Origin of the sequence: Streptomyces sp. NBC_01363 (genome assembly GCF_026340595.1) — a bacterium.
Classification (GTDB): domain Bacteria; phylum Actinomycetota; class Actinomycetes; order Streptomycetales; family Streptomycetaceae; genus Streptomyces.
The window spans coordinates 2,384,889-2,404,693 of the sequence record NZ_JAPEPF010000001.1 but is presented as its reverse complement, the minus strand read 5'-3'; the positions used below and the strand labels follow the sequence as shown (position 1 = coordinate 2,404,693).

Annotated in this window: 19 protein-coding genes; 6 read left to right on the top strand and 13 right to left on the bottom strand. The window is 71.6% G+C overall.

What is annotated here, in order from left to right:
• Window positions 1–20 precede the first annotated feature (20 nt).
• The 5 genes from OG611_RS11265 to OG611_RS11245 form a co-directional block, all read right to left on the bottom strand.
• Complete coding sequence (locus OG611_RS11265; RefSeq protein WP_266418248.1) at window positions 21–821, bottom strand: SDR family NAD(P)-dependent oxidoreductase; 801 nt, start codon at window positions 819–821, stop codon at window positions 21–23.
• Window positions 818–1,981 (bottom strand): serine hydrolase domain-containing protein, encoded by a 1,164-nt coding sequence (locus tag OG611_RS11260; protein WP_266425757.1) that lies wholly within the window; start codon window positions 1,979–1,981, stop codon window positions 818–820. Before OG611_RS11260 ends, OG611_RS11265 begins: the two co-directional genes overlap by 4 nt.
• A gap of 128 nt (window positions 1,982–2,109) precedes the next feature.
• A complete protein-coding gene (locus OG611_RS11255; protein WP_266418246.1) occupies window positions 2,110–2,892 on the bottom strand; it encodes an energy-coupling factor ABC transporter ATP-binding protein in 783 nt (260 codons plus the stop codon).
• Window positions 2,889–3,650: a cobalt ECF transporter T component CbiQ gene (gene cbiQ, locus OG611_RS11250; protein ID WP_266418244.1), complete on the bottom strand. Its 762-nt coding sequence runs from the start codon at window positions 3,648–3,650 to the stop codon at window positions 2,889–2,891. Before cbiQ ends, OG611_RS11255 begins: the two co-directional genes overlap by 4 nt.
• Before the next feature lies 1 nt (window position 3,651).
• Window positions 3,652–4,710 carry an energy-coupling factor ABC transporter permease gene (locus OG611_RS11245; RefSeq protein ID WP_266418242.1) on the bottom strand — a complete coding sequence of 353 codons (1,059 nt, stop codon included), beginning with the start codon at window positions 4,708–4,710 and terminating at the stop codon, window positions 3,652–3,654.
• Between the two features lie 177 nt (window positions 4,711–4,887).
• Between OG611_RS11245 and OG611_RS11240 the strand changes: the two genes are divergently transcribed.
• On the top strand, window positions 4,888–5,250 hold the full coding sequence (locus tag OG611_RS11240; protein WP_266418239.1) for an SsgA family sporulation/cell division regulator: 363 nt from the start codon (window positions 4,888–4,890) through the stop codon (window positions 5,248–5,250).
• 164 nt (window positions 5,251–5,414) lie between these two features.
• On the opposite strand, the gene OG611_RS11235 is transcribed toward OG611_RS11240, so the two are convergent.
• Window positions 5,415–7,631 (bottom strand): MMPL family transporter, encoded by a 2,217-nt coding sequence (locus OG611_RS11235; RefSeq protein WP_266418237.1) that lies wholly within the window; start codon window positions 7,629–7,631, stop codon window positions 5,415–5,417.
• 136 nt (window positions 7,632–7,767) lie between these two features.
• The gene (locus tag OG611_RS11230; RefSeq protein ID WP_266418236.1) at window positions 7,768–8,340 is read right to left on the bottom strand and encodes a TetR/AcrR family transcriptional regulator; all 573 of its coding nucleotides are present in this window, start codon (window positions 8,338–8,340) and stop codon (window positions 7,768–7,770) included.
• 190 nt (window positions 8,341–8,530) lie between these two features.
• Between OG611_RS11230 and OG611_RS11225 the strand changes: the two genes are divergently transcribed.
• Window positions 8,531–11,821 carry a S41 family peptidase gene (locus OG611_RS11225; protein ID WP_266418234.1) on the top strand — a complete coding sequence of 1,097 codons (3,291 nt, stop codon included), beginning with the start codon at window positions 8,531–8,533 and terminating at the stop codon, window positions 11,819–11,821.
• A 24-nt stretch (window positions 11,822–11,845) separates the two neighbouring features.
• Here the strand turns inward: OG611_RS11225 and OG611_RS11220 are convergent, their stop codons facing one another.
• Together OG611_RS11220 and OG611_RS11215 are read right to left on the bottom strand one after the other, a co-directional pair.
• Window positions 11,846–12,217 carry an ATP-binding protein gene (locus OG611_RS11220; RefSeq protein WP_266418232.1) on the bottom strand — a complete coding sequence of 124 codons (372 nt, stop codon included), beginning with the start codon at window positions 12,215–12,217 and terminating at the stop codon, window positions 11,846–11,848.
• Entirely contained in the window at window positions 12,214–12,435 is a 222-nt protein-coding gene (locus OG611_RS11215; protein ID WP_266418230.1) for a hypothetical protein, read from the bottom strand. Before OG611_RS11215 ends, OG611_RS11220 begins: the two co-directional genes overlap by 4 nt.
• Window positions 12,436–12,552: 117 nt before the next feature.
• Between OG611_RS11215 and OG611_RS11210 the strand changes: the two genes are divergently transcribed.
• From OG611_RS11210 to OG611_RS11195, 4 genes are all read left to right on the top strand, one after another.
• Window positions 12,553–13,431, top strand: coding sequence for a helix-turn-helix transcriptional regulator (locus OG611_RS11210; RefSeq protein WP_266418228.1), 879 nt, complete (start codon window positions 12,553–12,555; stop codon window positions 13,429–13,431).
• On the top strand, window positions 13,388–13,660 hold the full coding sequence (locus tag OG611_RS11205; RefSeq protein WP_266418226.1) for a DUF397 domain-containing protein: 273 nt from the start codon (window positions 13,388–13,390) through the stop codon (window positions 13,658–13,660). Before OG611_RS11210 ends, OG611_RS11205 begins: the two co-directional genes overlap by 44 nt.
• A 33-nt stretch (window positions 13,661–13,693) precedes the next feature.
• Window positions 13,694–14,896: a hypothetical protein gene (locus OG611_RS11200; RefSeq protein ID WP_266418225.1), complete on the top strand. Its 1,203-nt coding sequence runs from the start codon at window positions 13,694–13,696 to the stop codon at window positions 14,894–14,896.
• Window positions 14,897–14,979: 83 nt separating this feature from the next.
• Window positions 14,980–15,951, top strand: a complete 972-nt coding sequence (locus OG611_RS11195; protein ID WP_266418223.1) for a threonine/serine dehydratase — start codon at window positions 14,980–14,982, stop codon at window positions 15,949–15,951.
• A gap of 102 nt (window positions 15,952–16,053) precedes the next feature.
• On the opposite strand, the gene OG611_RS11190 is transcribed toward OG611_RS11195, so the two are convergent.
• The 4 genes from OG611_RS11190 to OG611_RS11175 form a co-directional block, all read right to left on the bottom strand.
• Window positions 16,054–16,296, bottom strand: coding sequence for a hypothetical protein (locus tag OG611_RS11190; protein WP_266418221.1), 243 nt, complete (start codon window positions 16,294–16,296; stop codon window positions 16,054–16,056).
• An 84-nt stretch (window positions 16,297–16,380) separates the two neighbouring features.
• Window positions 16,381–17,274 (bottom strand): SDR family oxidoreductase, encoded by an 894-nt coding sequence (locus OG611_RS11185; protein WP_266418219.1) that lies wholly within the window; start codon window positions 17,272–17,274, stop codon window positions 16,381–16,383.
• Window positions 17,271–18,221, bottom strand: coding sequence for an alpha/beta fold hydrolase (locus OG611_RS11180; protein WP_266418217.1), 951 nt, complete (start codon window positions 18,219–18,221; stop codon window positions 17,271–17,273). The genes OG611_RS11185 and OG611_RS11180 overlap by 4 nt, the downstream gene beginning before the upstream one ends.
• Window positions 18,218–19,741 carry an NAD(P)/FAD-dependent oxidoreductase gene (locus OG611_RS11175; RefSeq protein WP_266418215.1) on the bottom strand — a complete coding sequence of 508 codons (1,524 nt, stop codon included), beginning with the start codon at window positions 19,739–19,741 and terminating at the stop codon, window positions 18,218–18,220. The genes OG611_RS11180 and OG611_RS11175 overlap by 4 nt, the downstream gene beginning before the upstream one ends.
• Window positions 19,742–19,805 lie beyond the last annotated feature (64 nt).

Sequence of the window (19,805 nt, the reverse complement as noted above, 5' to 3'; positions counted from 1 at the left end):
GCGAACCCGGGCCGCATCGGTCAGGCCCCCGAAACCGCGTCCCGGAAGCCGTAGTTGACCGCCGTCAGCCCGCCGTCCACGCGCAGCGTCGTGCCCGTGATCCAGGCCGCGTCGCGCGAGGCGAGGAAGGCGACGGCGGACGCGATGTCCTCCGGTTCGCCGACCCGGCCGAGCGGGTAGAGGCCGCTCACCCGGGACAGTTCCGCGTCCCGGCCCGCCCAGGCGTCCGTGCGGATCGTGCCGGGGGCGACCAGGTTGACGCGTACGCCGCGCGGCCCCGCGTGGCCCGCGAGGGTGCGGGTGAGGCTGCCCAGGCCCGCCTTGGCCGCGCTGTAGCCGTGGTTGCCGAAGTCCTGTTCGCCGTTGACCGAGCCGATGTTGACGATCGCGCCCCGGCCGGAGGCCACCAGGTGCGGGAGGGCGGCGCGGGCGCAGCGGTAGGGGCCGGTGAGGGTGATGTCCAGGTCGCGCTGCCAGGCCTCGTCGGGCTCGTCCTCGAAGAACGGGGCGTCGGCGGCGCAGGCGTACGCGTTGTTGACCAGCACGTCGAGGGAGCCGAAGGCGGCGACGGCGTGGGCCACCGCCGCCTCGACGGCCGCCCGGTCGGCCACGTCGCAGGGCAGCGCCTCGGCGGCACCGCCCGTCCCGCGTATCGCCGCGGCGGCCCGTTCGGCGCGGTCGCCGTCCAGGTCGGTCACCAGGACGCGCGCGCCCTCGGAGGCAAGCAGGCGGGCCGTGGCCGCGCCGATGCCCTGGCCCGCGCCGGTGATGAGCACGCCGTATCCGTCGAACCGTGGACCAGCGGAGTGAGGAGGAGTCATAGCGCCGACCGTACTGCCCTGACCAGGGCCTGGGCACGGGGATCGGCGGTGACTCCCTTCTGCAGACCGTTCGTCACATAGCCCAGTGCGATGCCGGATTCGGGGTCGGCGAAGCCGAGCGAGCCGCCCCGGCCGGGGTGGCCGAAGGAGCCGGGGGCGAGCAGCGGCGCCGACGGGCCGTGCAGCATGTAGCCCAGGCCGAAACGGGTGTTGACGACCAGGACCCGGTCCGGGCCCGCCGACTCCTCGGTACGGGCCAGGGTGAGGGTGGCCGGGGCGAACAGGCGGTGGCCGTCGACCGGGCCGATCATCGCGGCGTAGCAGCGGGCCAGCGCGCGGGCGGTGGCGATGCCGTTGGAGGCGGGGAGTTCGGCCGCCCGGTAGCCGGGGTCGTTCTCGTCGGGGAGCGGGTCGATGGCCCCGAAGGCGCGGCGGGTGAGGGACTGCGGATCGCGGTACGCCTCGGCGACGGAGCGCTTGGGGCGCACCCGCAGGATGCCGGTGTTGCCTGCGGCGGCGGGTGGTTCGACGGGCCCGATCCGGCCGACCCGGTGCGCCTCGTCCGCCGGGAGGCCGAACCAGAAGTCCAGGCCGAGCGGCCGGGCGATCTCCTCGGCGATCCAGCGACCGACGGTGCGGCCGGTGACCCGGCGCACCAGTTCGCCGATGAGCCAGCTGTAGGTCTGGGCGTGGTAGCCGTGGTCGGTGCCGGGTTCCCACTGGGGGCGCTGGGCGGCGACGGCCTGCGGTCCGCTGGTCCCGTCGGCAGCTTCGGAGGGGGTCAGCGGGCAGTCGAGCGCGGGGATGCCGGCCCGGTGGGAGAGGAGGTGGCGGACGAGCACGCGTTCCTTGCCGGCCGCCTTGAACTCCGGCCAGTACGTGCCGACCGGGGCGTCCAGGTCGAGCTGGCCGCGCTGGTGCAGCAGCAGCGGTACGGCGGCGGCGATGCCCTTGCCCGCCGAGCGGACGATCTGCACGGTGTCGACGGCCCAGGGTTCGACGCCGTCGACGTCTCTCGTGCCGGCCCAGAGGTCGACGACCTTGTGCCCGTCCCGGTAGACCGTGACGGCCGCGCCGCGTTCGCCGCGCTGCTCGAAGTTACGGATGAAGGCATCCCTGACCGGCTCGAATCCGGCCGCCACCGTGCCCCGTACGTCCACGCCTGCTCCTGCGCTCCCGCTCATCCCCCCATGGTGCATCCCGTGGCGGGTCGGACGTGTGGCGGGTCACCTCATGTTCACAGCGCCGGAACGTTCACCGGCTCGGAACGTTCGCGGACACGGAACGTTCAGCGTCGCGGAGCGTCCACCGTCACGGAGCGCGGATCGAAGCCGAAGGGCAGTTCCAGGCGGTGGCGGCGCATCAGCTTCTCGTCGCAGAGCAGGTCCTGGGTGCGGTCGTCGGCGGCGATGACGCCCTCGCTGAGGATCACCGCGCGCGGGCAGAGCTCCAGTGCGTACGGCAGGTCGTGCGTGACCATGAGCACGGTGACGTCCAGGGACCGCAGGATGTCGGCGAGCTCGCGCCGCGAGGCCGGGTCCAGGTTGGAGGACGGCTCGTCCAGGACGAGGATCTCCGGTCGCATGGCGAGGACGGTGGCGACGGCGACGCGGCGGCGCTGGCCGAAGGAGAGGTGGTGCGGCGGCCGGTTCGCGTACTCCGCCATGCCGACCTGCGTCAGCGCCTCGGTGACGCGTTCCTCCAGCTCGGCGCCGCGCAGTCCGGAGGCGGCCGGGCCGAAGGCGACGTCCTCGCGGACGGTGGGCATGAAGAGCTGGTCGTCGGGGTCCTGGAAGACGATGCCGACGCGGCGGCGGATCTCGGCGAGGTTGCGCTTCTCGACGGGGAGACCGGCGACCCGGACGGTGCCCGCCCCGGCGTCCAGGATGCCGTTGAGGTGCAGGACGAGGGTGGTCTTGCCGGCGCCGTTGGGGCCGAGCAGGGCGACCCGTTCGCCCCGGGCGACCGTGAGGTCCACCCCGAAGAGCGCCTGGTGGCCATCGGGGTAGGCGTACGCGAGGCCGCCGACTTCCAGTGACGGGGCGGGGGCGGAGGCGGTGGGCTGACTCATAGGGACCATCCCAGCAGACAGACCGCGAGGGCGAGCACGGGGAGGGCGGCGGCGTACGCCCACTGGGTCCGGGAGGCGGTCACCTCGTCGATGACCGGCATGGAACCGGCGTAGCCGCGGCTGACCATGGCGAGGTGGACGCGTTCGCCGCGCTCGTACGACCTGATGAAGAGGGCGCCCGCCGACTTGGCCAGGACACCCCACTGCCGTACCCCGCGCGCCTCGAAGCCCCGGGAGCGGCGCGCGATCGACATCCGGCGCATCTCGTCGGTGATCACGTCGCCGTACCGGATCATGAAGGAGGCGATCTGGACGAGCAGCGGCGGCAGCCTGAGCCGCTGGAGGCCGAGCAGCAGCGAGCGCAGTTCGGTGGTGGAGGCGAGGAGCACGGACGCGGCGACGCCGAGGGTGCCCTTGGCCAGGACGTTCCAGGCGCCCCAGAGGCCGGGGACGCTGACGGAGAGGCCGAGGACATGGGTCTGTTCGCCGGGCACCACGAACGGCATGAGCAGCGCGAACGCGACGAACGGCACCTCGATGAGCAGCCGTTTGAGCAGGAAGCCCGCCGGGATGCGGGCGAGCGCGGTGATCGCGCCGAGCAGCACCGCGTACAGCCCGAACGCCCACACCGATTCGCGCGGCGTCGAGACGACGACCACCACGAAGCAGAAGGCTGCGGCGATCTTGCAGTGCGGCGGCAGGTCGTGGACGGGCGAGTGACCGTGCCGGTAGAGCTTGTGTGCGTGTCCCGCGCCCATGTCAGACGTTTTCGCTGGTGCGCGTGGTGTCGTCGGGGGCGTCCTGCGTACGACGGCGGCGGACCACGTAGAAGACCCCGCTGCCGACCACGATCGTGGCCCCGACGCCGATGACTCCGGCGAGGCCGCCGGAGATCCGGGCGTTGGACACGACCTTGACGCCGTAGTCCGCGAGCGGGGAGTCCTTGGCCGCGTGTTCCTCGGTCTTCTTGTCGATGCCCTGGTCAGCGGCGACCTTCTCCAGGCCGTCGGGGTTGGCGGAGGCGTAGTAGGAGACGAAGCCCGCCAGGACGAGGGCGGTGACCAGGCCGGTGGCCCAGATCCCCCGGTGCGAGCGGGCGGCGACCGGGGCGAGGGGCTGCCGGGCGGGGGCGTCGACGAGTTCGCCGTCGACCCGGAGCTTGAGCGAGGTGGTGAGTCCGCGGGCGCCGTGGACCAGGTCGGGGCGTACGGCGATGACGGCGCCGACGGTCAGCGCGGTGATCACGGCCTCGCCGATACCGATCAGGACGTGGACCCCGACCATCGCGGTGAAGACCTTGCCGATCGGGATGTCGGTGGTGCCGCCGATCCAGTAGATCAGCGTGAAGGCGCAGGCCGCGGCCGGTACGGAGACCAGGGCTGCGACGAAGGACGCGACGGTCACGGAGCGGCGGGTCCGCGGCAGCACCCCGAGCAGCCCTCGGAAGAGGGCGTACGCGACGACGGTGGTCGTGATGCCCATGTCGAGCACGTTCACGCCGAGCGCGGTGAGGCCGCCGTCGGCGAAGAGGATGCCCTGCATGAGCAGGACGACGGTGACGCAGAGCACGCCGGTGTACGGCCCGACCAGGATCGCCGCCAGCGCCCCGCCCAGCAGATGCCCGCTGGTGCCCGCCGCGACCGGGAAGTTCAGCATCTGCACGGCGAAGATGAACGCGGCGACGAGACCGGCGAGCGGCGCGGTGCGTTCGTCCAGCTCACGCCGCGCGCCCCGCAGGCTGACGGCGACCGCACCGGCCGCGACGACTCCGGCGGCGGCGGAGACGGGCGCGTCGATGAATCCGTCGGGTACATGCATGGGGGCTCCGCTTCCTGCGGTCCTGCGTTGCTGCGGACGATGTCGTGAACCGCTCAATGATAGGACCTTGTTGCGAACCCTTCGCAAGAGCGGTTACGTCACATCTGCTCGCCGCGCCCCTTACGGAAAATATGGGACATTGGATGGCGAAGCAGTATGCACAGGAGGAGTCGGACCATGCCCCCCGTGATCCATGAGCAGGCAGAAGCCTGGCTCGTCAACGACACCCCCGACCTCCCGGCGATCCCGGTCGACCTGCTGTACGACGCCGACAAGGACCCGCGCACCGTCCACGTCTCCTTCCCCGGCGGCGCCGACTGGGCGTTCGGCCGCGACCTGCTGGAGGGCGGGCTGCATTCCCCCACCGAACGCGGTGGCGTCCGCGTGTGGCCCTGCGGACGGGCGCAGCTGGTCGTGGAGGTCCACTCGAAGGAAGGCGTGGAGGTGGTGCAGTTCGACAACGCGCCGCTGATCCGCTTTCTGCACCGTACGCACACCGACGGGGGCGCCAGACCCGCGCACGACGTGACGCCCGCGTGAGCTCCGCCCGCGCGGCTCACCCACATGGCGCATCCGCATGACAGAAGCCCTCGTGCCGCTGCACGAGGGCTTCTTCATCGCCCCGGCCCCCCGTCCCCACAGGTATCCGGCGCTTCCGGGGCCGCGCTCCGCTCGGACGCGGACCCCGGAGGCCTTTTCGCCGGTCAGACCCGGGTCAGCTCCCGCTCACCACCGGCCTCGCCGCCGGGCGTCTCGTCGAGCTGCTCGCGCAGCCCCTCGCCCTCCACGTCCACGTTCGGCAGGATCCGGTCCAGCCAGCGCGGCAGCGCCCAGGCGCGGTGGCCGAGCAGGGCGAGGACCGCGGGCACGATCGCCATCCGGACCACGAACGCGTCGAAGAAGACGGCGATGGCGAGCGAGAAGCCGATCATCTTGACCATCTGCTCGCTGGAGCCGATGAAGCCGGCGAAGACCGCCATCATGATCACGGCCGCGGCCGTGACGACCCGGGCACCGTGCCGGAAGCCGGTGACGATCGCCTGGCCGGGCTTCTCGCCGTGGACGTACGCCTCGCGCATCCGGGTCACGAGGAAGACCTCGTAGTCCATCGCGAGACCGAAGACCACACCCACCATGAAGATCGGCATCATCGACATGATCGGACCGGTCTGCTCCACCCCGAAGAGCGAGCCGAGCCAGCCCCACTGGAAGACCGCGACGACCGCGCCCAGGGCCGCGACGACCGAGAGCAGGAAGCCGAGGGCCGCCTTCAGCGGCACCAGCACCGACCGGAAGACCACCATCAGCAGCAGGAAGGCCAGTCCGACGACGAGCGCCAGATACGGCAGCAGCGCGTCGTTCATCTTCTGCGAGAAGTCGATGTTCATCGCGGTGGAACCGGTGACCAGGACCTCGGCGCCGGTGTCGGACTTGATGTCCTTGCCCGCGTCGCGGATCGCGTGGACCACGTTCTCCGTCTCGACGGAGCTCGGGCGGTCCTTCGGGACGACGGTGATCATCGCGGCGTCGCCGGCCTTGTTGAACTGGGCCGGGGTGACGGCGACGACGCCCTTGATGCCGGAGATCTCGTCGGAGACCTGCTTGGCGGCGGTCTTGCCGTCGGAGCTGTCCTCGGTGTCCACGACGACCATCAGCGGCCCGTTGAAGCCGGGGCCGAAGCCCTCGGAGAGCAGGTCGTAGGCGCGCCGCTGGGTGGTGCTGGTGGGCTGGGAGCCGTCGTCGGGCAGGCCCATCTCCAGGGACGCGGCCGGTACGGCGATCGTGCCGAGGCCGATGACGCCGACGAGCAGCACCCACACCGGCTTGCGCAGCACGAACCGCGCCCAGCGGGTGCCCATGTTCGGCTTCTCCTCGGCCCCGGCCGGGGCCTCGGCGGCCTTGCGCGCCTTGCGCCCCATGACCCGCTTGCCTGCGAAGCCCAGCAGTGCCGGGACCAGGGTGAGCGCGATGAGGACGGCGATGGCGACCGTACCGGCCGCGGCGAAGCCCATCTTCGACAGCATCGGGATGTTCACGACGGCGAGGCCGACCAGCGCGATGACGACGGTGAGACCGGCGAAGACCACCGCGGACCCCGCCGTGCCGACGGCCCGTCCGGCCGCTTCCTCGCGCTCCCGGCCCTCGGCCAGCTCGGCCCGGTAGCGGGAGACGATGAACAGCGCGTAGTCGATGCCGACCGCGAGGCCGATCATCATCGCGAGGGTGGAGGTGGTGGAGCCCAGGTCCAGCACGTTCGCCAGCGCGGTGATCGTCGAGACACCGATGCCGACCCCGATCAGGGCGGTGAGCAGCGGCAGCCCGGCGGCGATCAGCGAGCCGAAGGTGATGACCAGCACCACCGCGGCGATGGCGACACCGATGATCTCGGTGACCCCGGTCTCCGGGATCACCATGAGCGCGTCACCGCCGATCTCCACGGTCATCCCGCTCTTCTGCGCCGCGTGGCCCGCGTCCTCCAGGGCGTCCCGGGTCGCGTCGGTCAGCTCCATCGAGTTGACCTTGTAGGACACCGAGACGTACGCCGTGGAACCGTTCTTGCTGACGGCATCGGCCGCGTACGGGTCGGTGACCGAGGCGATCTGGTCGGAGCCGGACTTCAGCTCGGCGATGACCTTGTTCACCTCGGCCTTGTTCGCCGGGTCGGTCATCTTCTGGTCGTCGGGGGCCTTGAAGACGACCCGGGCGCTCGCACCGTCGGCACTGCCCCCGGGGAAGCGCTGTTCCAGCAGGTCGAAGGCGCGCTGCGCCTCCGTGCCCGGGATCGAGAAGGAGCTGGAGGCGGCGGTGGACGCGGAGGCCGCGCCGAATCCGGCAAGCGCCAGCAGTGCCACCCAGACCAGGGCGACATAGCGGCGGCGCCGGAAGGCGAGCCGTCCGAGTTTGTAGAGGAATGTGGCCACGGAGGGAAACTCCCGGTCAGGTCGTGAGTGGAAAAAGGGCGTGCGGAACCAGCCCGACGACGAGAGCGGCGTGTCAGGTGGGGCTTGGGGAGGGGGCCGTGCGGTGGGGACGGACCGCGCGGGGCGGTCCGGGGGGTCAGACTCCGAGAGCGGGGAGAATCACGGAGTCGACGTAATCGGTAAGGAACGCCTGGTCGACGGCGCGGTCATCGACCAGCTGCCGAGCAGTGAAGGCACCGATCAGCATGTGCGATACATATTTCAGCGCCGGGTTGTCCGGACGCAGTTCGCCCCGGTCCACGGCTCGGCGCAGCAGCAGGTCGAGGCCGGTCATCTCCGGCTCGATCAGCAGCTCGCGCAGGGCCTGGAGCAGATCGGGATTGTCGTGGACGGCATGGGCCAGACCCCGCATCAGCGCGGAGTTCTTCTCCATCTGGCAGTCGTCGCTGCGGTTCAGTGCGGCGTGGAAGTCACCGCGCAGCGACCCGGTGTCGATCTCACCGAGGGTCACCGGCTTGTTGTGCCGCAGGGCCTTGACGACCAGCTCGGGCTTGCTCCCCCACTGGCGGTAGAGGGTGGCCTTGCTGGAACGGGTACGAGCGGCGACGGCGTCCATGGTCAGGGCGTCGTAGCCGACTTCGCGGAGCAGGTCGAGCACGGCGGCGTACAGCTCGCTCTCGCGCTCGGGCGTGAGCCGGGTGCGTGCCATGTCTCGACCTCCTGTTCGGGTGCTCAAACTTCAGTTGCTCGTACGCCAGTCAATCGAACGAAACTGTTTCGTACACATCGACGGTACCCCGCCCGTCCAGCGAAACGAAATCGTTTCGCTTGTGTTCCGCACCACAACTGGTCCGGCACCACGAGTTGCCGGGGCCCTCCCGCGCGGAAAGCATTGGAGGGTGAGTGACGACGTCGCGTATCTCCGTTTCCCGCACCTCCACGACGACCTGCTCTGCTTCGCGGCCGAGGACGACCTCTGGGTCGCCCCCCTCGCGCCCGAGGGGCAGCGGCCCGGCCGCGCGTGGCGGCTGACCGTCGACCGCACCAGGGTCAGCCACCCGCGCTTCTCCCCCGACGGCAGCCGTATCGCGTACACGACCTGGCGCAGCCTCGATCCCGAGATCCATCTCGCGCCGGTCGACGGCGGCCCGGCACGCCGGCTCACCTACTGGGGCTCGACGGACACCCGGGTCTGCGGCTGGACCCCCGACCCCGGGGACTCCTCCCACATCCTCGCCGTGTCCTCGCACAACCAGCCGTTCTCGCACATCTCCTGGGCCTACAGCGTCCCCACCGACGGCAGCCCCGGCGGCAAGCTGCCCTGGGGCCCGGTCGCCGACATCGCGGTCTCCGACATCGACGGCGAGCGGCGCACCCTGCTGCTCACCGGTACACCCCCGCACGAACCGGCTGCCTGGAAGCGGTACCGGGGCGGCGCGACCGGCCGGCTCTGGCTGCACGGCAAGCGGCTGCTGCCGGACATCGGTGGCCATCTCGCCTCACCGATGTTCGTCGGTGACCGGATCGCGTTCCTCTCCGACCACGAGGGCGTCGGCAATCTGTACTCCTGCCGGCCCGACGGCACCGATCTGCGCCGCCACACCGACCACGACGCCTTCTACGCCCGGCACGCCTCCAGTGACGGGCACCGGGTGGTCTACCAGTGCGCGGGCGATCTGTGGCTGGTGGACGACCTGGCGTCACCGAACGCGTTGCCGCGGAAGCTGGAGGTCCGGCTGGGCGGGCCGCGCACCGGACGGCGCCCGTACCAGGTGCCCGCCGCCAGCCACGTCGACTCGCTCTCCGTGGACGAGACGGGCCGGGCCAGCGCGGTCACCGTACGCGGCAGCCTGTACTGGCTCACCCACCGCGACGGCCCCGCCCGCACCATCGCCGACACCCCCGGGGTCCGGGTCCGGCTGCCCGAGATGCTCGGCAGCGGCGGCCAGGTCGCCTACGTCACGGACGCCGACGGCGAGGACGCGATCGAGATCGCCTACCTGCCGCGCGCCAGCGGCGACCGCGGGCCGCGCCGACTGGCCTCCGGGCAGCTCGGCCGGGTGCACGAGCTGATCGCCGACCCGGACGGCGAGCGGCTGGCCATCGCGACGAACGACGGGCGGCTGCTGCTCCTGGACACCGACGAGGAGACCTCCACCGGCGAACCCACCGAGCTGATCCGCTCCATCAACGGCCCCGTCCGCGACCTGGCGTTCTCGCCGGACGGCGCCTGGCTGACCTGGTCGCACCCCGGGATCGGCCGCTCGCTGCGCCAGATCAAGCTGGCCCGCATCCTGGGCACCGGCGCGCCCGTGATCGTCGATGTCACCAACGGCCGCTTCGAGGACGAGAATCCCGTCTTCACGGGCGACGGCCGCTATCTCGCCTTCCTCTCCTGGCGCGGCTTCGACCCGGTCTACGACGTCCACACCGGCGACCTCTCCTTCCCCCTGGGCTGCCGCCCGTACCTGGTGCCGCTCTCGTCCGCCACGCCCTCCCCCTTCGCCCTGTCCCCCGAGGGGCGCCCGGCGGCGGGCGGTCTCGACCCGGCCGACGACATCCCCGACGCCGGTACCGGCGAGGGCCCTTCGACCGTCACGGTCGAGTTCGAGGGCCTGGAGAACCGGGTGACGCCCTTCCCGGTCTCCGCGTCGAAGTACTCGGCCCTGCACCCGGTGAGCGGCGGCGGCCTGGTCTGGCTGCGCTGGCCGATCTCCGGCGCGCTCGGCGAGACCTTCGCCAACCCGGCGGACATGTCGGGCCGCCCCACCCTCGAACACTTCAACATCACCAAGGCCAGGAAGACCGAACTGGTCGGCCACCTCGACTGGTTCGCGGTCAGCGGCGACGCGACCCGGCTGGTCGTCATGGACGAGGGCGAGCTGCGCGCCGTCCCCGCCACCGAGACCGGCGACAGCGACTCGACGGTCTACCTCGACCTGCGCCGCATCCTGCACGAGGTCGACCCGGCGGCCGAGTGGCGGCAGGCGTACGAGGAGGGCGGCCGCATCATCCACTCCTACTTCTGGGAGCCGGACATGTGCGGCATCGACTGGACCGGCGTGCTCGACCAGTACCGCCCGCTCGTCGAACGGGTCGCCTCCCCCGACGAGTTCGCCGACCTGATGCGCGAGGTCCTGGGCGAACTGGGCACCTCGCACGCGTACGTGACCCCGGCCCGCCGCAACGAGGGCCCGCCGCACTACCAGCGGGCGATCGGCCTGCTCGGCGCGAACCTGGTGTGCCGGGACGGCGACTGGACGGTCCGGCGCATCCTGCCGGGCGACTCCTCCGACTCCAAGGCCCGTTCCCCGCTGGCCGGTACGGGCATCCGGGAGGGCGCGGTCCTCACCCATGTCGACGGACGCCCGGTCGACCCGGTCGCCGGCCCGTACCCCCTCCTCACGGCGGCGGGCGGCACCACGGTCGAGCTCACCTTCCGCCCGGTCGAGGGCGAGGGCCGCCCCCGCCGCGTCGCCGTCGTACCGCTGGTCGACGAACGGCCGCTGCGCTACCAGGACTGGGTGGCCAAACGCCGTGAAGTCGTACGGGAGTTGAGCGGCGGCAAGTGCGGCTACCTGCACATCCCCGACATGGGCGGATCGGGCTGGGCCCAGTTCAACCGGGACCTGCGCCTGGAGGTGTCCCGGCCGGCCCTGATCGTCGACGTGCGCGGCAACGCGGGCGGTCACATCAGCGAGCTGGTGGTCGAGAAGCTGACCCGCACGATCCTCGGCTGGGACCTGACCCGCAACGCCCAGCCGGTCAGTTACGCCTCCAACGCCCCGCGCGGCCCGGTGGTCGCCCTGGCCGACGAGGCGACCTCCTCCGACGGCGACATGATCACCGCCGCGTTCCGCCTGCTGAAGCTCGGCCCGGTGGTGGGCCAGCGGACCTGGGGCGGCGTCGTCGGCATGACCGGCCGGACCCGGCTGGGCGACGGCACGGTGATCACGGTGCCGATGAACGCGGCCTGGTTCGACACCTACGGCTGGTCGGTCGAGAACCACGGCGTCGAACCGGACCTGGAGGCACTGCGCACCCCCCTGGACTGGGCGGAGGGCCGGTACGCGGTACTGGACGACGCGGTCCAGGTGGCCCTGGACCTGCTGGGCGCCCAACCGGCCGCGACCCCACCGACGTACGACGACGTCCCGGACCGGCGACGGCCCCCCTTGCCGCCGCGCTGAGGGCTGTCCCGTAGCCGGAACCGCTCAGCGCAACTCGCACCAGACCGTCTTCCCGTACGGCCCCTGGTCGACGCCCCACCGCAGCGCCAACGCGTCCACGAGCGACAGTCCCCGCCCCGACTCGTCGCCGGGACCGGCGGTGCGGAGCGTCGGCCAGGCGCACGGTTCGGGATCGCTCAGCTCGACCCGGACCCGGCCGGAACACGTACCGGCCACCCGCAGCGTGACCGGTGTCCCCTCACCGAGATGCACGATCACATTGGTCAGCAACTCGCCGACACAGAGCAGCAGATCGGGCGAGTCCGCACCCCCGCACCGCTCCCGCAGGGTGCGCCGCATCTCCGGTACGGCCTTCGGCACGGCGAGCAGATCCACCGTGAGCGGCAGCGGAGTCATCCCCCGGCCGCCGAGCGCAGCACCTCGGCCATGCGGCGCGCGGTCGCCACATTGCAGTTGCCGAGCGCGACCAGTGGCGGCCGGGTCGTCCATCCGGCGAGGGTCAGCGGATCGACACCGAGCGACGGCAGCGTGATGCCGTGCGCGGCGAGCGCGGCGCGGAGTGCGTCGATGTCCGTGCCGATGTCGTTGCCGGTGAGGTCGTACGTGTCGTCCATGGGGGGAAGTCCACCTTTCGTTGCTGACTGTGACGAACGCCTCACACGCTGCCGCATGGACCTCTACCGTGAAAGGGCTTCCCGCTCCACAACGCACAGCGCGAAAGGCGGTCAACAGTGGCCACACGCAAGGAGATCGACGGCTCGGCGGGCGTCCCGCAGTTCTACGGCAAGGAACTCCGCTTCAAGCGGGAGGAGGCGGGCCTGACCCTGGAGAAGCTGGTGGACGGCAGCTTCTACGGCATCACGTACCTCAGCGAGATCGAGCACGGTCACCGGCGGATGCCCCTCGACCTGGCGCAGCATGTGGACCGGGTACTGAGGACGGACGGGTTCTTCCAGCGGCGGTGCGGGGACGTGCGGAAGGCCCGGCGCAAGGGGCACGCGGAGTATTTCGAGCGCGTGTTGGACGCGGAGAAGCGCGCCGAGACCATCGAGCAGTGGTCTCCGACCGTCTTTCCCGGCCTGCTCCAGACGAGGTCGTACGCGGAGGCCGTTATCTGCGCCGAGCGGCTTCCGGAGCTTCGGGAAGAGACCGAAGTGAAGGTCGGCGCGCGGCTGGAGCGAGCGCAGCTCTTCGAGCGGAGCCACCGGATCCCGCAGTACTGGAACATCCTGAGCGAGTCCCTGCTGCGACTGCCGATCGTGCCGTCGCAGCAGATGGCCGAGCAACTCGACCACATCGCCGAGCTCACCAAGCGCGGTCGGATCTTTACGCAGATCCTTCCGTGGAACGCGGGAGCGCACCCCCTCATGCTGGGCAACGCCCTGATTCTGGACTTCGCGGACGCTCCCCCGTTCGCCTACACGGAGGGCCAGCACCACGGAGTTACCGTCGACGATCCGGGCCTCGTGAAGCAATACGGGAGGTCGTACGATCTCCTGAGGGCCACCGCCTTGCCGCCGGAGGTGTCCCTCGCCATGATCGAGAAAGCGGCAGAGGAATACCGAAATGGTGTGCACCCCAATCGACTTGAGCGCCGCGATCTGGCGTAGGAGCAGCCACAGCAACTCCTCCGGCGGCGACTGCGTCGAAGTCGCCGAGGGGTTCGCCACCTGGCGCAAGAGCAGCCACAGCAACGGCGACGGTGGCAACTGCCTCGAAGTCGCGGATGGTCACCCCGGCATCGTCCCCGTCCGCGACTCCAAGCGTCCCGAAGGCCCGGCGCTCGTCATCGCCGCGTCCGCCTGGACGCCGTTCGTCGAGGCCGTCAAGGCGCCCTGACCCCGCCGCAGCGCCCCGGGCATACTTTCGAGCATGCCCGAGACCAAGGCCGTACCCCCCTCATGGGCCGCCGCCCTGCGGCCAGGTTCCGCGTCCCGTTCGCCGGCGAATGCACTCCGCTACGCCGCGCCCGCGCTGCTGGGCTACGTCGCCGTACGGCTTACCGGTATCGCGATCCTCCTGATCACCGCCTCCGTCACCGGCAAGGACGGAATGCACCGGCTGACGGGCCGCTGGGACTCGGTCTGGTACCAGCGGATCGCCGAGCACGGATACGGCTACGGGGTCCGGCTCCCGGACGGCACCTTCCACTCCGATCTGGCCTTCTTCCCGCTCCTGCCCGCGCTGGAGCGGGGACTGTCCGCCCTGTTCCCGCCCCTCGGCACAGCCGGCGCGGGCCTGTTGATCTCCTGGCTCGCCTCGCTCGTCGCCGCCGGTGGCATCTTCGCCGTGGGTGCGCGGCTGTACGGGCGCCGGGCGGGAATACTGCTGGCCGTGCTCTGGGGGGCGTACCCGACCGCGTTCGTGCAGTCCATGGCGTACACCGAGACGTTGTTCACGGCGCTGGCGGCCTGGGCGCTGTACGCCGTTCTGACCGACAGATGGATCACGGCGGGGGTGCTGTGCGTCGGCGCCGGGCTCACCCGGCCGATCGCGGCCGCGCTGATCGCAGCGATCGGCGTCACTGCGATGTGGCGGCTGGTCACCGCGCGGGGCGGAGACGAACCGCTCCGGACACACCGGCGGATGGCGGTGGGTGTCTGTCTGGCCCCGCTGGGCTGGCTGTCGTACATCGTCTTCGTGGCCGTGCGGGAGAGGAACCCGTTCGCGTACTTCGATGTCCAGGCAGCCTGGAACAACAAGATCGACGGAGGGGCGGCGCTGGCCGCCTTCGTGGTGGAACAGTTCGGCCGCAACGTCTTCGCGGGACTCGGACTGTGCGCAGCCTTCGCCCTCCTCTTCTGGATGGTGTGGCTGTGCCTACGGCAACGGCCGCGCCAACCTCCGCCCGTGATCGTCTACTGCGTCGTGGTGGTCGTGATCTCACTGATCGGGTCCGGCTACTTCGGCTCCAGGCCCCGGCTGATGATGCCCGCGTTTCCGTTGCTGCTGCCGGCTGCGGTGGCCTTGGCGGGCGCCCGGCGAAGGATGGTTCCGGCGGTGGTCGTGGGCGTGGCGGCGCTCGCGTCGGGGGTGTACGGAGCCTTTACGCTGCTCGGTTCCGGGCCCCCGTGACGCCCAGGTCAGAAGTTGCTTCCGCGAAACTAGTACCCGCACCATCCCGGCCTCCCGGCCCGACTCCCGGCAGGAGCAACAACGTGGACCAGCTCACGTACGACGACATCAAGGCCGCCACCGACCGGACCACCGGGCACATCCGCCCGGTCACCGTCACGCCCGTCGAGCGGCCCGAGCGGCCCGAGCAGCCCTACGAACTCTGGTACGCGCTGGAGTACATGCAGTACACCGGCTCCTTCAAGGCGCGCGGCGCGCAGAACTTCATCCAGGCCCACCGCGAGGCGGGCACCCTGCCGGACGCGGGGGTGACCATCGCCTCCGGCGGCAACGCCGGGCTGGCCTGTGCGTGGGCCGCCCAGCAGCAGGGCGTACGGGCCACGGTGTTCCTGCCGAGCACCGCCCCGGCGGTGAAGGTGGCCAAGCTGCGCGGCTTCGGGGCGGACGTGCGGCTGGTCGGCGCGGAGTACGCCGAGGCCCTCGAAGCGTGCGAGGAGTTCGCCGCCTCGTCCGGCGCGCTCGCCGCGCACGCCTACGACCACCCGCTGATCGCCGCCGGGGCCGGCACCCTGCTGGAGGAGATCCACGCCCGGATCCCCGGCCTGGACACCGTGGTGGTCTCGGTCGGCGGCGGCGGTCTGTTCGCGGGCGTCGCCACCGCCGCCCGGCAGCACGGAATCCGCACGGTCGCCGTCGAGCCGGAGAACAGTCGGGCGCTGAACGCCGCCATCGAGGCCGGCCGGCCGGTCGACGTCCCCGTCGAGTCGGTCGCCGTCGACTCCCTCGGCGCCCGACGTGCCACCGCCCTGGCCCTGCACGCCACCCGCGAGAACGACGTCCGCTCCGTCCTGGTGCCGGACGGGGAGATCGTCCGCGCCCGCCAGGCGCTGTGGGACCAGCGCCGCGTCGCCGTCGAGCACGCCGCCGCCACCGCGCTGGCCGCGCTCACCGCACCGGGCCCCGGCTACCGGCCGGGCGAGGGCGAGCGGGTCGCCGTAGTGCTGTGCGGGGCGAACACCGACCCGGGCGACCTGGTGCACCCGGCCGAGAACTGAGACCGGAGCCGCCGGAAGTCCCGGTCCGCGCCACGCGGAAGGGGCGCGCCCGGAGAACCGGGCACGCCCCTCACAGACAACGCGCGGTGTCGCGATGCGACGTCAGCGGTCGCGGCGCTCGCGGAGCTCGTCCGCGGCGCCCCGGGCCTTGTCACGGCCCTGCTGCGACGTCTTCGAGGCCCGCTCGGACGCGGCCTGCGTCCGCTCCCGGCCCTCGGTGCGCATCCGCTCCTGGCCTTCGGTGCGCGTCCGCTCCTGGCCTTGGCTGCGGCCCTCGCCGGCCTTCTTCTTCGCCTGGTCGGCGAGCTCCTGCGCCTTGTCCTTGAACTGGTCTGCAATACCCATGCTGTTCACTCCTAGTGGGTGCTTGGGGGCGGTCCGTGAGGACCTCGTTCAGCGTCGCAGGCCCCGGCACCCACCGCATGTCGATCACTTACGCTGCGTAGTCGCCGCCCTCGCGTCCTGGTCAGCGGCGCCCCCGGCGCCCACCAGTCCCTTGCTCACGCCGTCCAGCCGGGACCCGAACCTGCGGACCTCCCGCTGTCCGACGACTCCTATCAGCGAGGGCAGGTAGCCCCGCACGGACTGCATCCCGCGCAGCCACCACTGCGCGTACACATGCGGGGACCGGCGCTCGATCCCGGCCACGATCCGGTCGACCGCGGGACCCAGCGGATACGTGCGGTTCGCCGGCCAGGGCAGCCGCTGCCGCAGCTCCCGCATCACGTCGTCCTGGTCGGCGCCCCGCACCATGTCCGTGTCGGTCCAGGACAGATAGCCGACCCCGACCTTCACGCCCCGGTATCCGACCTCGGCCCGCAGGCTGTGCGCGAAGGCCTCCACGCCCGACTTGGACGCGCAGTACGCGGTCATCATCGGCGCCGGCGTCATCGCCGCGAGCGAGGCGATCTGGAGGAAGTAGCCGCGGCTCTCCATGAGCACCTGCAGGAAGGCCCGCCCGGTCACCGCGCCGCCGATCAGATTGACCTCGATGACCCGCCGCCACGCCTCGGGGTCCGAGTCGACGAACGGTCCGCCCGAGGCGACCCCGGCGTTGGCGACGACGACGTCGATCTTCCCGAACCGCGCCTTGACCTCCTGGGCGACCCGCGCCATCGCCTCGTGGTCGGTGACGTCCGCGAACCAGTGGTCGCTCTCCGAGTGCAGTCGCTCGGAGACCTTCTTCAGCTCGTCCGGCTCCAGGCCGACCAGCGCGAGCTTCGCGCCGCGCGCCGAGAGCTTGCGGGCCAGCAGCTCGCCGACACCACGTGCCGCGCCCGTGACGACGACGACCTGTCCTTCGAGACTCCGCCTGTCGCTCATGCGACCTCCTCCTTCTCGGCCGTACCGTCCGTGCCTGCGTCCGTGCCCGCCGGGAGGTGCCCGGCGACGAGTTCCCGGATCTTCGCCGTGACCGCCTCCGGTGCCTCCACCGGCGTCATGTGGCCCATGCCCGTCAGCTCGGTGAGCCCGAGGCAGTCGGGCAGCGCCGCCGCGAGGGCGCGGGCCTGCGCGGGCGGCGTCATCCGGTCCTCCGTACCCGCGATCACGACCGCGGGCACCCGCAACTCCCGTACGCCCGCGTCGAGATCGAGCTCCGCGAGGACGTGGCCCCAGGGCGCCCTGGCGCCCCGCGGGCAGGCGTGCACGATCCGGGCGCAGGCGTCCACCCGGTCAGGGGCGGAGCCCGCTCCCATCGTCGCGTACTTGAGTATCCGCCGGGAAACCGGTGTGACCGGTCCGAGCGGGGCCTTCGCACGGAGGATCGCGCGGGTCATCCGGGTCCGCACGGCCCCGGCCCGGACCGGCACCACCAGCGACTCGGCGGCCAGCCGCGAACTGCCGGTGCTGCACAGCAGTACGGCCGCCGCGTGCTCGCGCAGCCCGGCCCGCCGCGAGGCCGCCATGATCGTCATGCCGCCCATGGAGTGCCCGGCGAGCACGGCCTTCTCACCTGGTGCGAGGGTGGCGGCCAGCACCGCTTCGAGGTCGTCGGCGAGGGCGTCGGTGCTGTATCCCTCGCGGCCGACGGCGGGCGAACGGCCGTGGCCCCGCTGGTCGTAGACGACGACCCGGTGGTCCGCCGCGAGGTCCCGGATCTGCGCGTCCCAGAATCGGGTACTGCACGTCCAGCCGTGCGCGAGGACCACCGCGGGGGCGCCGTCCCGCCCGTGCACCTCGACATGGATCCGGGCGCCGTCGGCGGAGAGCGCGGTCAGCTCCCGCGCGGGGACCGGCGGGGCGCCGTCGCGCCGCAGCAGCCGGCTCATCCCACGACCTCCTCGGCGACGGCCTTCGCCGCGGCGGTGGCCTGCTTCGGGACGCGTACGACCTCGTACTCCGAGAGGTCGACCGACCGTGTCACCTTGCGGAATTCGGCGGTGGTGCCCGGCCAGACGGTGGTGTTGCGCCCGTTGGCGTCCAGGTACCAGCTGTTGCAGCCGCCGGTGTTCCACACGGTGCGCTTCATCCGCTCCTGGACGCGGCGGTTCCAGGCCCCGACCGCCGAGGCCCGCGCGTCGAGTGCGACCCGTCCGCCCAGCACGTTCAGCTGGCGCAGGTAGTCGGCCATGTAGTTCAGCTGGGACTCGATCATCAGGATCATCGAGGAGTTCCCGAGCCCGGTGTTGGGGCCGATGATCGTCATCCAGTTGGGGAAGCCTGCGGCGCTGGCGCCGCGCAGCGCCTGCATGCCGTCCTTCCAGGAATCGGCGAGCGTGATGCCGTCCGCACCCACCACGCGCTCGGCGATCGGCATGTCGGTGACGTGGAAGCCGGTGCCGAAGACGATCGCGTCGACCTCGGTCTCCGTACCGTCGGAGGCGACGAGCGTGGAGCCGCGCACCTCGGCCAGGCCGGAGGCGACCACGTCCACGTTGGGCTTCGCGAGCGCCGGGTAGTAAGCGCTGGAGAGCAGGATGCGCTTGCAGCCGATGCGGTACGAGGGAGTCAGCTTGGCCCGCAGCGCGGGGTCCTTGATGGCCCGCGCCATGTTGGCCTTGGCTATCCTCTCGACCACGCCCAGCTCACCCGGGTGCTTGGTGAAGGCGCTGACCTGCAACTCCCGTATGCCCCACAGCAGTCCGCGGCGCGCGGTGCCGGTGATGGGCAGTGCCCGGTGCAGCCGGCGCTCGACGCCGCTGATCTTCCGGTCCATGCGCGGCATGACCCAGGGCGGGGTGCGCTGGAAGAGCGTCAGGCTGCCGACCTTCGGCTGGATCGCGGGCACGATCTGGATGGCGGAGGCGCCGGTGCCGATCACGGCGACGCGCTTGCCGGTCAGATCGGCGTCGTGGTCCCAGCGGGCCGAGTGGAAGACCTTGCCGGGGAAGTCGGCGAGACCGGGGACGTCCGGCGTCTTCGGGTCGGAGAGCGGACCGCTCGCGGAGACGACGACATCGGCGGTGAAGGAGGCCCCGTTCGCCGTCTCGATGGCCCAGTGCAGCTCTTCGCGGTCCCAGCGCATGACCGTCACTTCATGGCCCAGCCTGAGGTGCGGGCGCAGCCCGAAGGTGTCCGCCACATGCTCCAGGTAGGCGCGGATGTGCTCCTGCCCGGAGAAGGTCCGCGGCCACTCGGGGTTGGGTGCGAACGAGAACGAGTAGAGGTGGGACGGTACGTCGCAGGCGCAGCCCGGGTAGCTGTTGTCGCGCCAGGTGCCGCCGACGGATTCGGCCCGCTCCAGGACGACGAAGTCCGTGATGCCTTCGCGGCGCAGCCGGACCGCGGCCCCGAGGCCCCCGAACCCGGATCCGATCACCGCCACTCGTACGTGCTCGTGCTGGGCCATGCTGCCGCCTCCCGCGGTACGTCACACGACTCTGCCAGCAATCACTGGCATTGTTGGGAGAGTA

Excerpts from the sequence above, each read along its gene's own strand:
- OG611_RS11240 (WP_266418239.1), top strand. The coding sequence starts at position 4,888 with ATGCCCCCCGTGATCCATGAGCAGGCAGAAGCCTGGCTCGTCAACGAC.
- OG611_RS11185 (WP_266418219.1), bottom strand. The coding sequence starts at position 17,274 with ATGAGCGACAGGCGGAGTCTCGAAGGACAGGTCGTCGTCGTCACGGGC.
- OG611_RS11245 (WP_266418242.1), bottom strand. The coding sequence starts at position 4,710 with ATGCATGTACCCGACGGATTCATCGACGCGCCCGTCTCCGCCGCCGCC.
- OG611_RS11175 (WP_266418215.1), bottom strand. The coding sequence starts at position 19,741 with ATGGCCCAGCACGAGCACGTACGAGTGGCGGTGATCGGATCCGGGTTC.
- OG611_RS11265 (WP_266418248.1), bottom strand. The coding sequence starts at position 821 with ATGACTCCTCCTCACTCCGCTGGTCCACGGTTCGACGGATACGGCGTG.
- OG611_RS11180 (WP_266418217.1), bottom strand. The coding sequence starts at position 18,221 with ATGAGCCGGCTGCTGCGGCGCGACGGCGCCCCGCCGGTCCCCGCGCGG.
- OG611_RS11220 (WP_266418232.1), bottom strand. The coding sequence starts at position 12,217 with ATGACTCCGCTGCCGCTCACGGTGGATCTGCTCGCCGTGCCGAAGGCC.
- OG611_RS11215 (WP_266418230.1), bottom strand. The coding sequence starts at position 12,435 with ATGGACGACACGTACGACCTCACCGGCAACGACATCGGCACGGACATC.
- OG611_RS11230 (WP_266418236.1), bottom strand. The coding sequence starts at position 8,340 with ATGGCACGCACCCGGCTCACGCCCGAGCGCGAGAGCGAGCTGTACGCC.
- cbiQ (WP_266418244.1), bottom strand. The coding sequence starts at position 3,650 with ATGGGCGCGGGACACGCACACAAGCTCTACCGGCACGGTCACTCGCCC.
- OG611_RS11190 (WP_266418221.1), bottom strand. The coding sequence starts at position 16,296 with ATGGGTATTGCAGACCAGTTCAAGGACAAGGCGCAGGAGCTCGCCGAC.
- OG611_RS11255 (WP_266418246.1), bottom strand. The coding sequence starts at position 2,892 with ATGAGTCAGCCCACCGCCTCCGCCCCCGCCCCGTCACTGGAAGTCGGC.
- OG611_RS11200 (WP_266418225.1), top strand. The coding sequence starts at position 13,694 with ATGCCCGAGACCAAGGCCGTACCCCCCTCATGGGCCGCCGCCCTGCGG.
- OG611_RS11205 (WP_266418226.1), top strand. The coding sequence starts at position 13,388 with ATGGTGTGCACCCCAATCGACTTGAGCGCCGCGATCTGGCGTAGGAGC.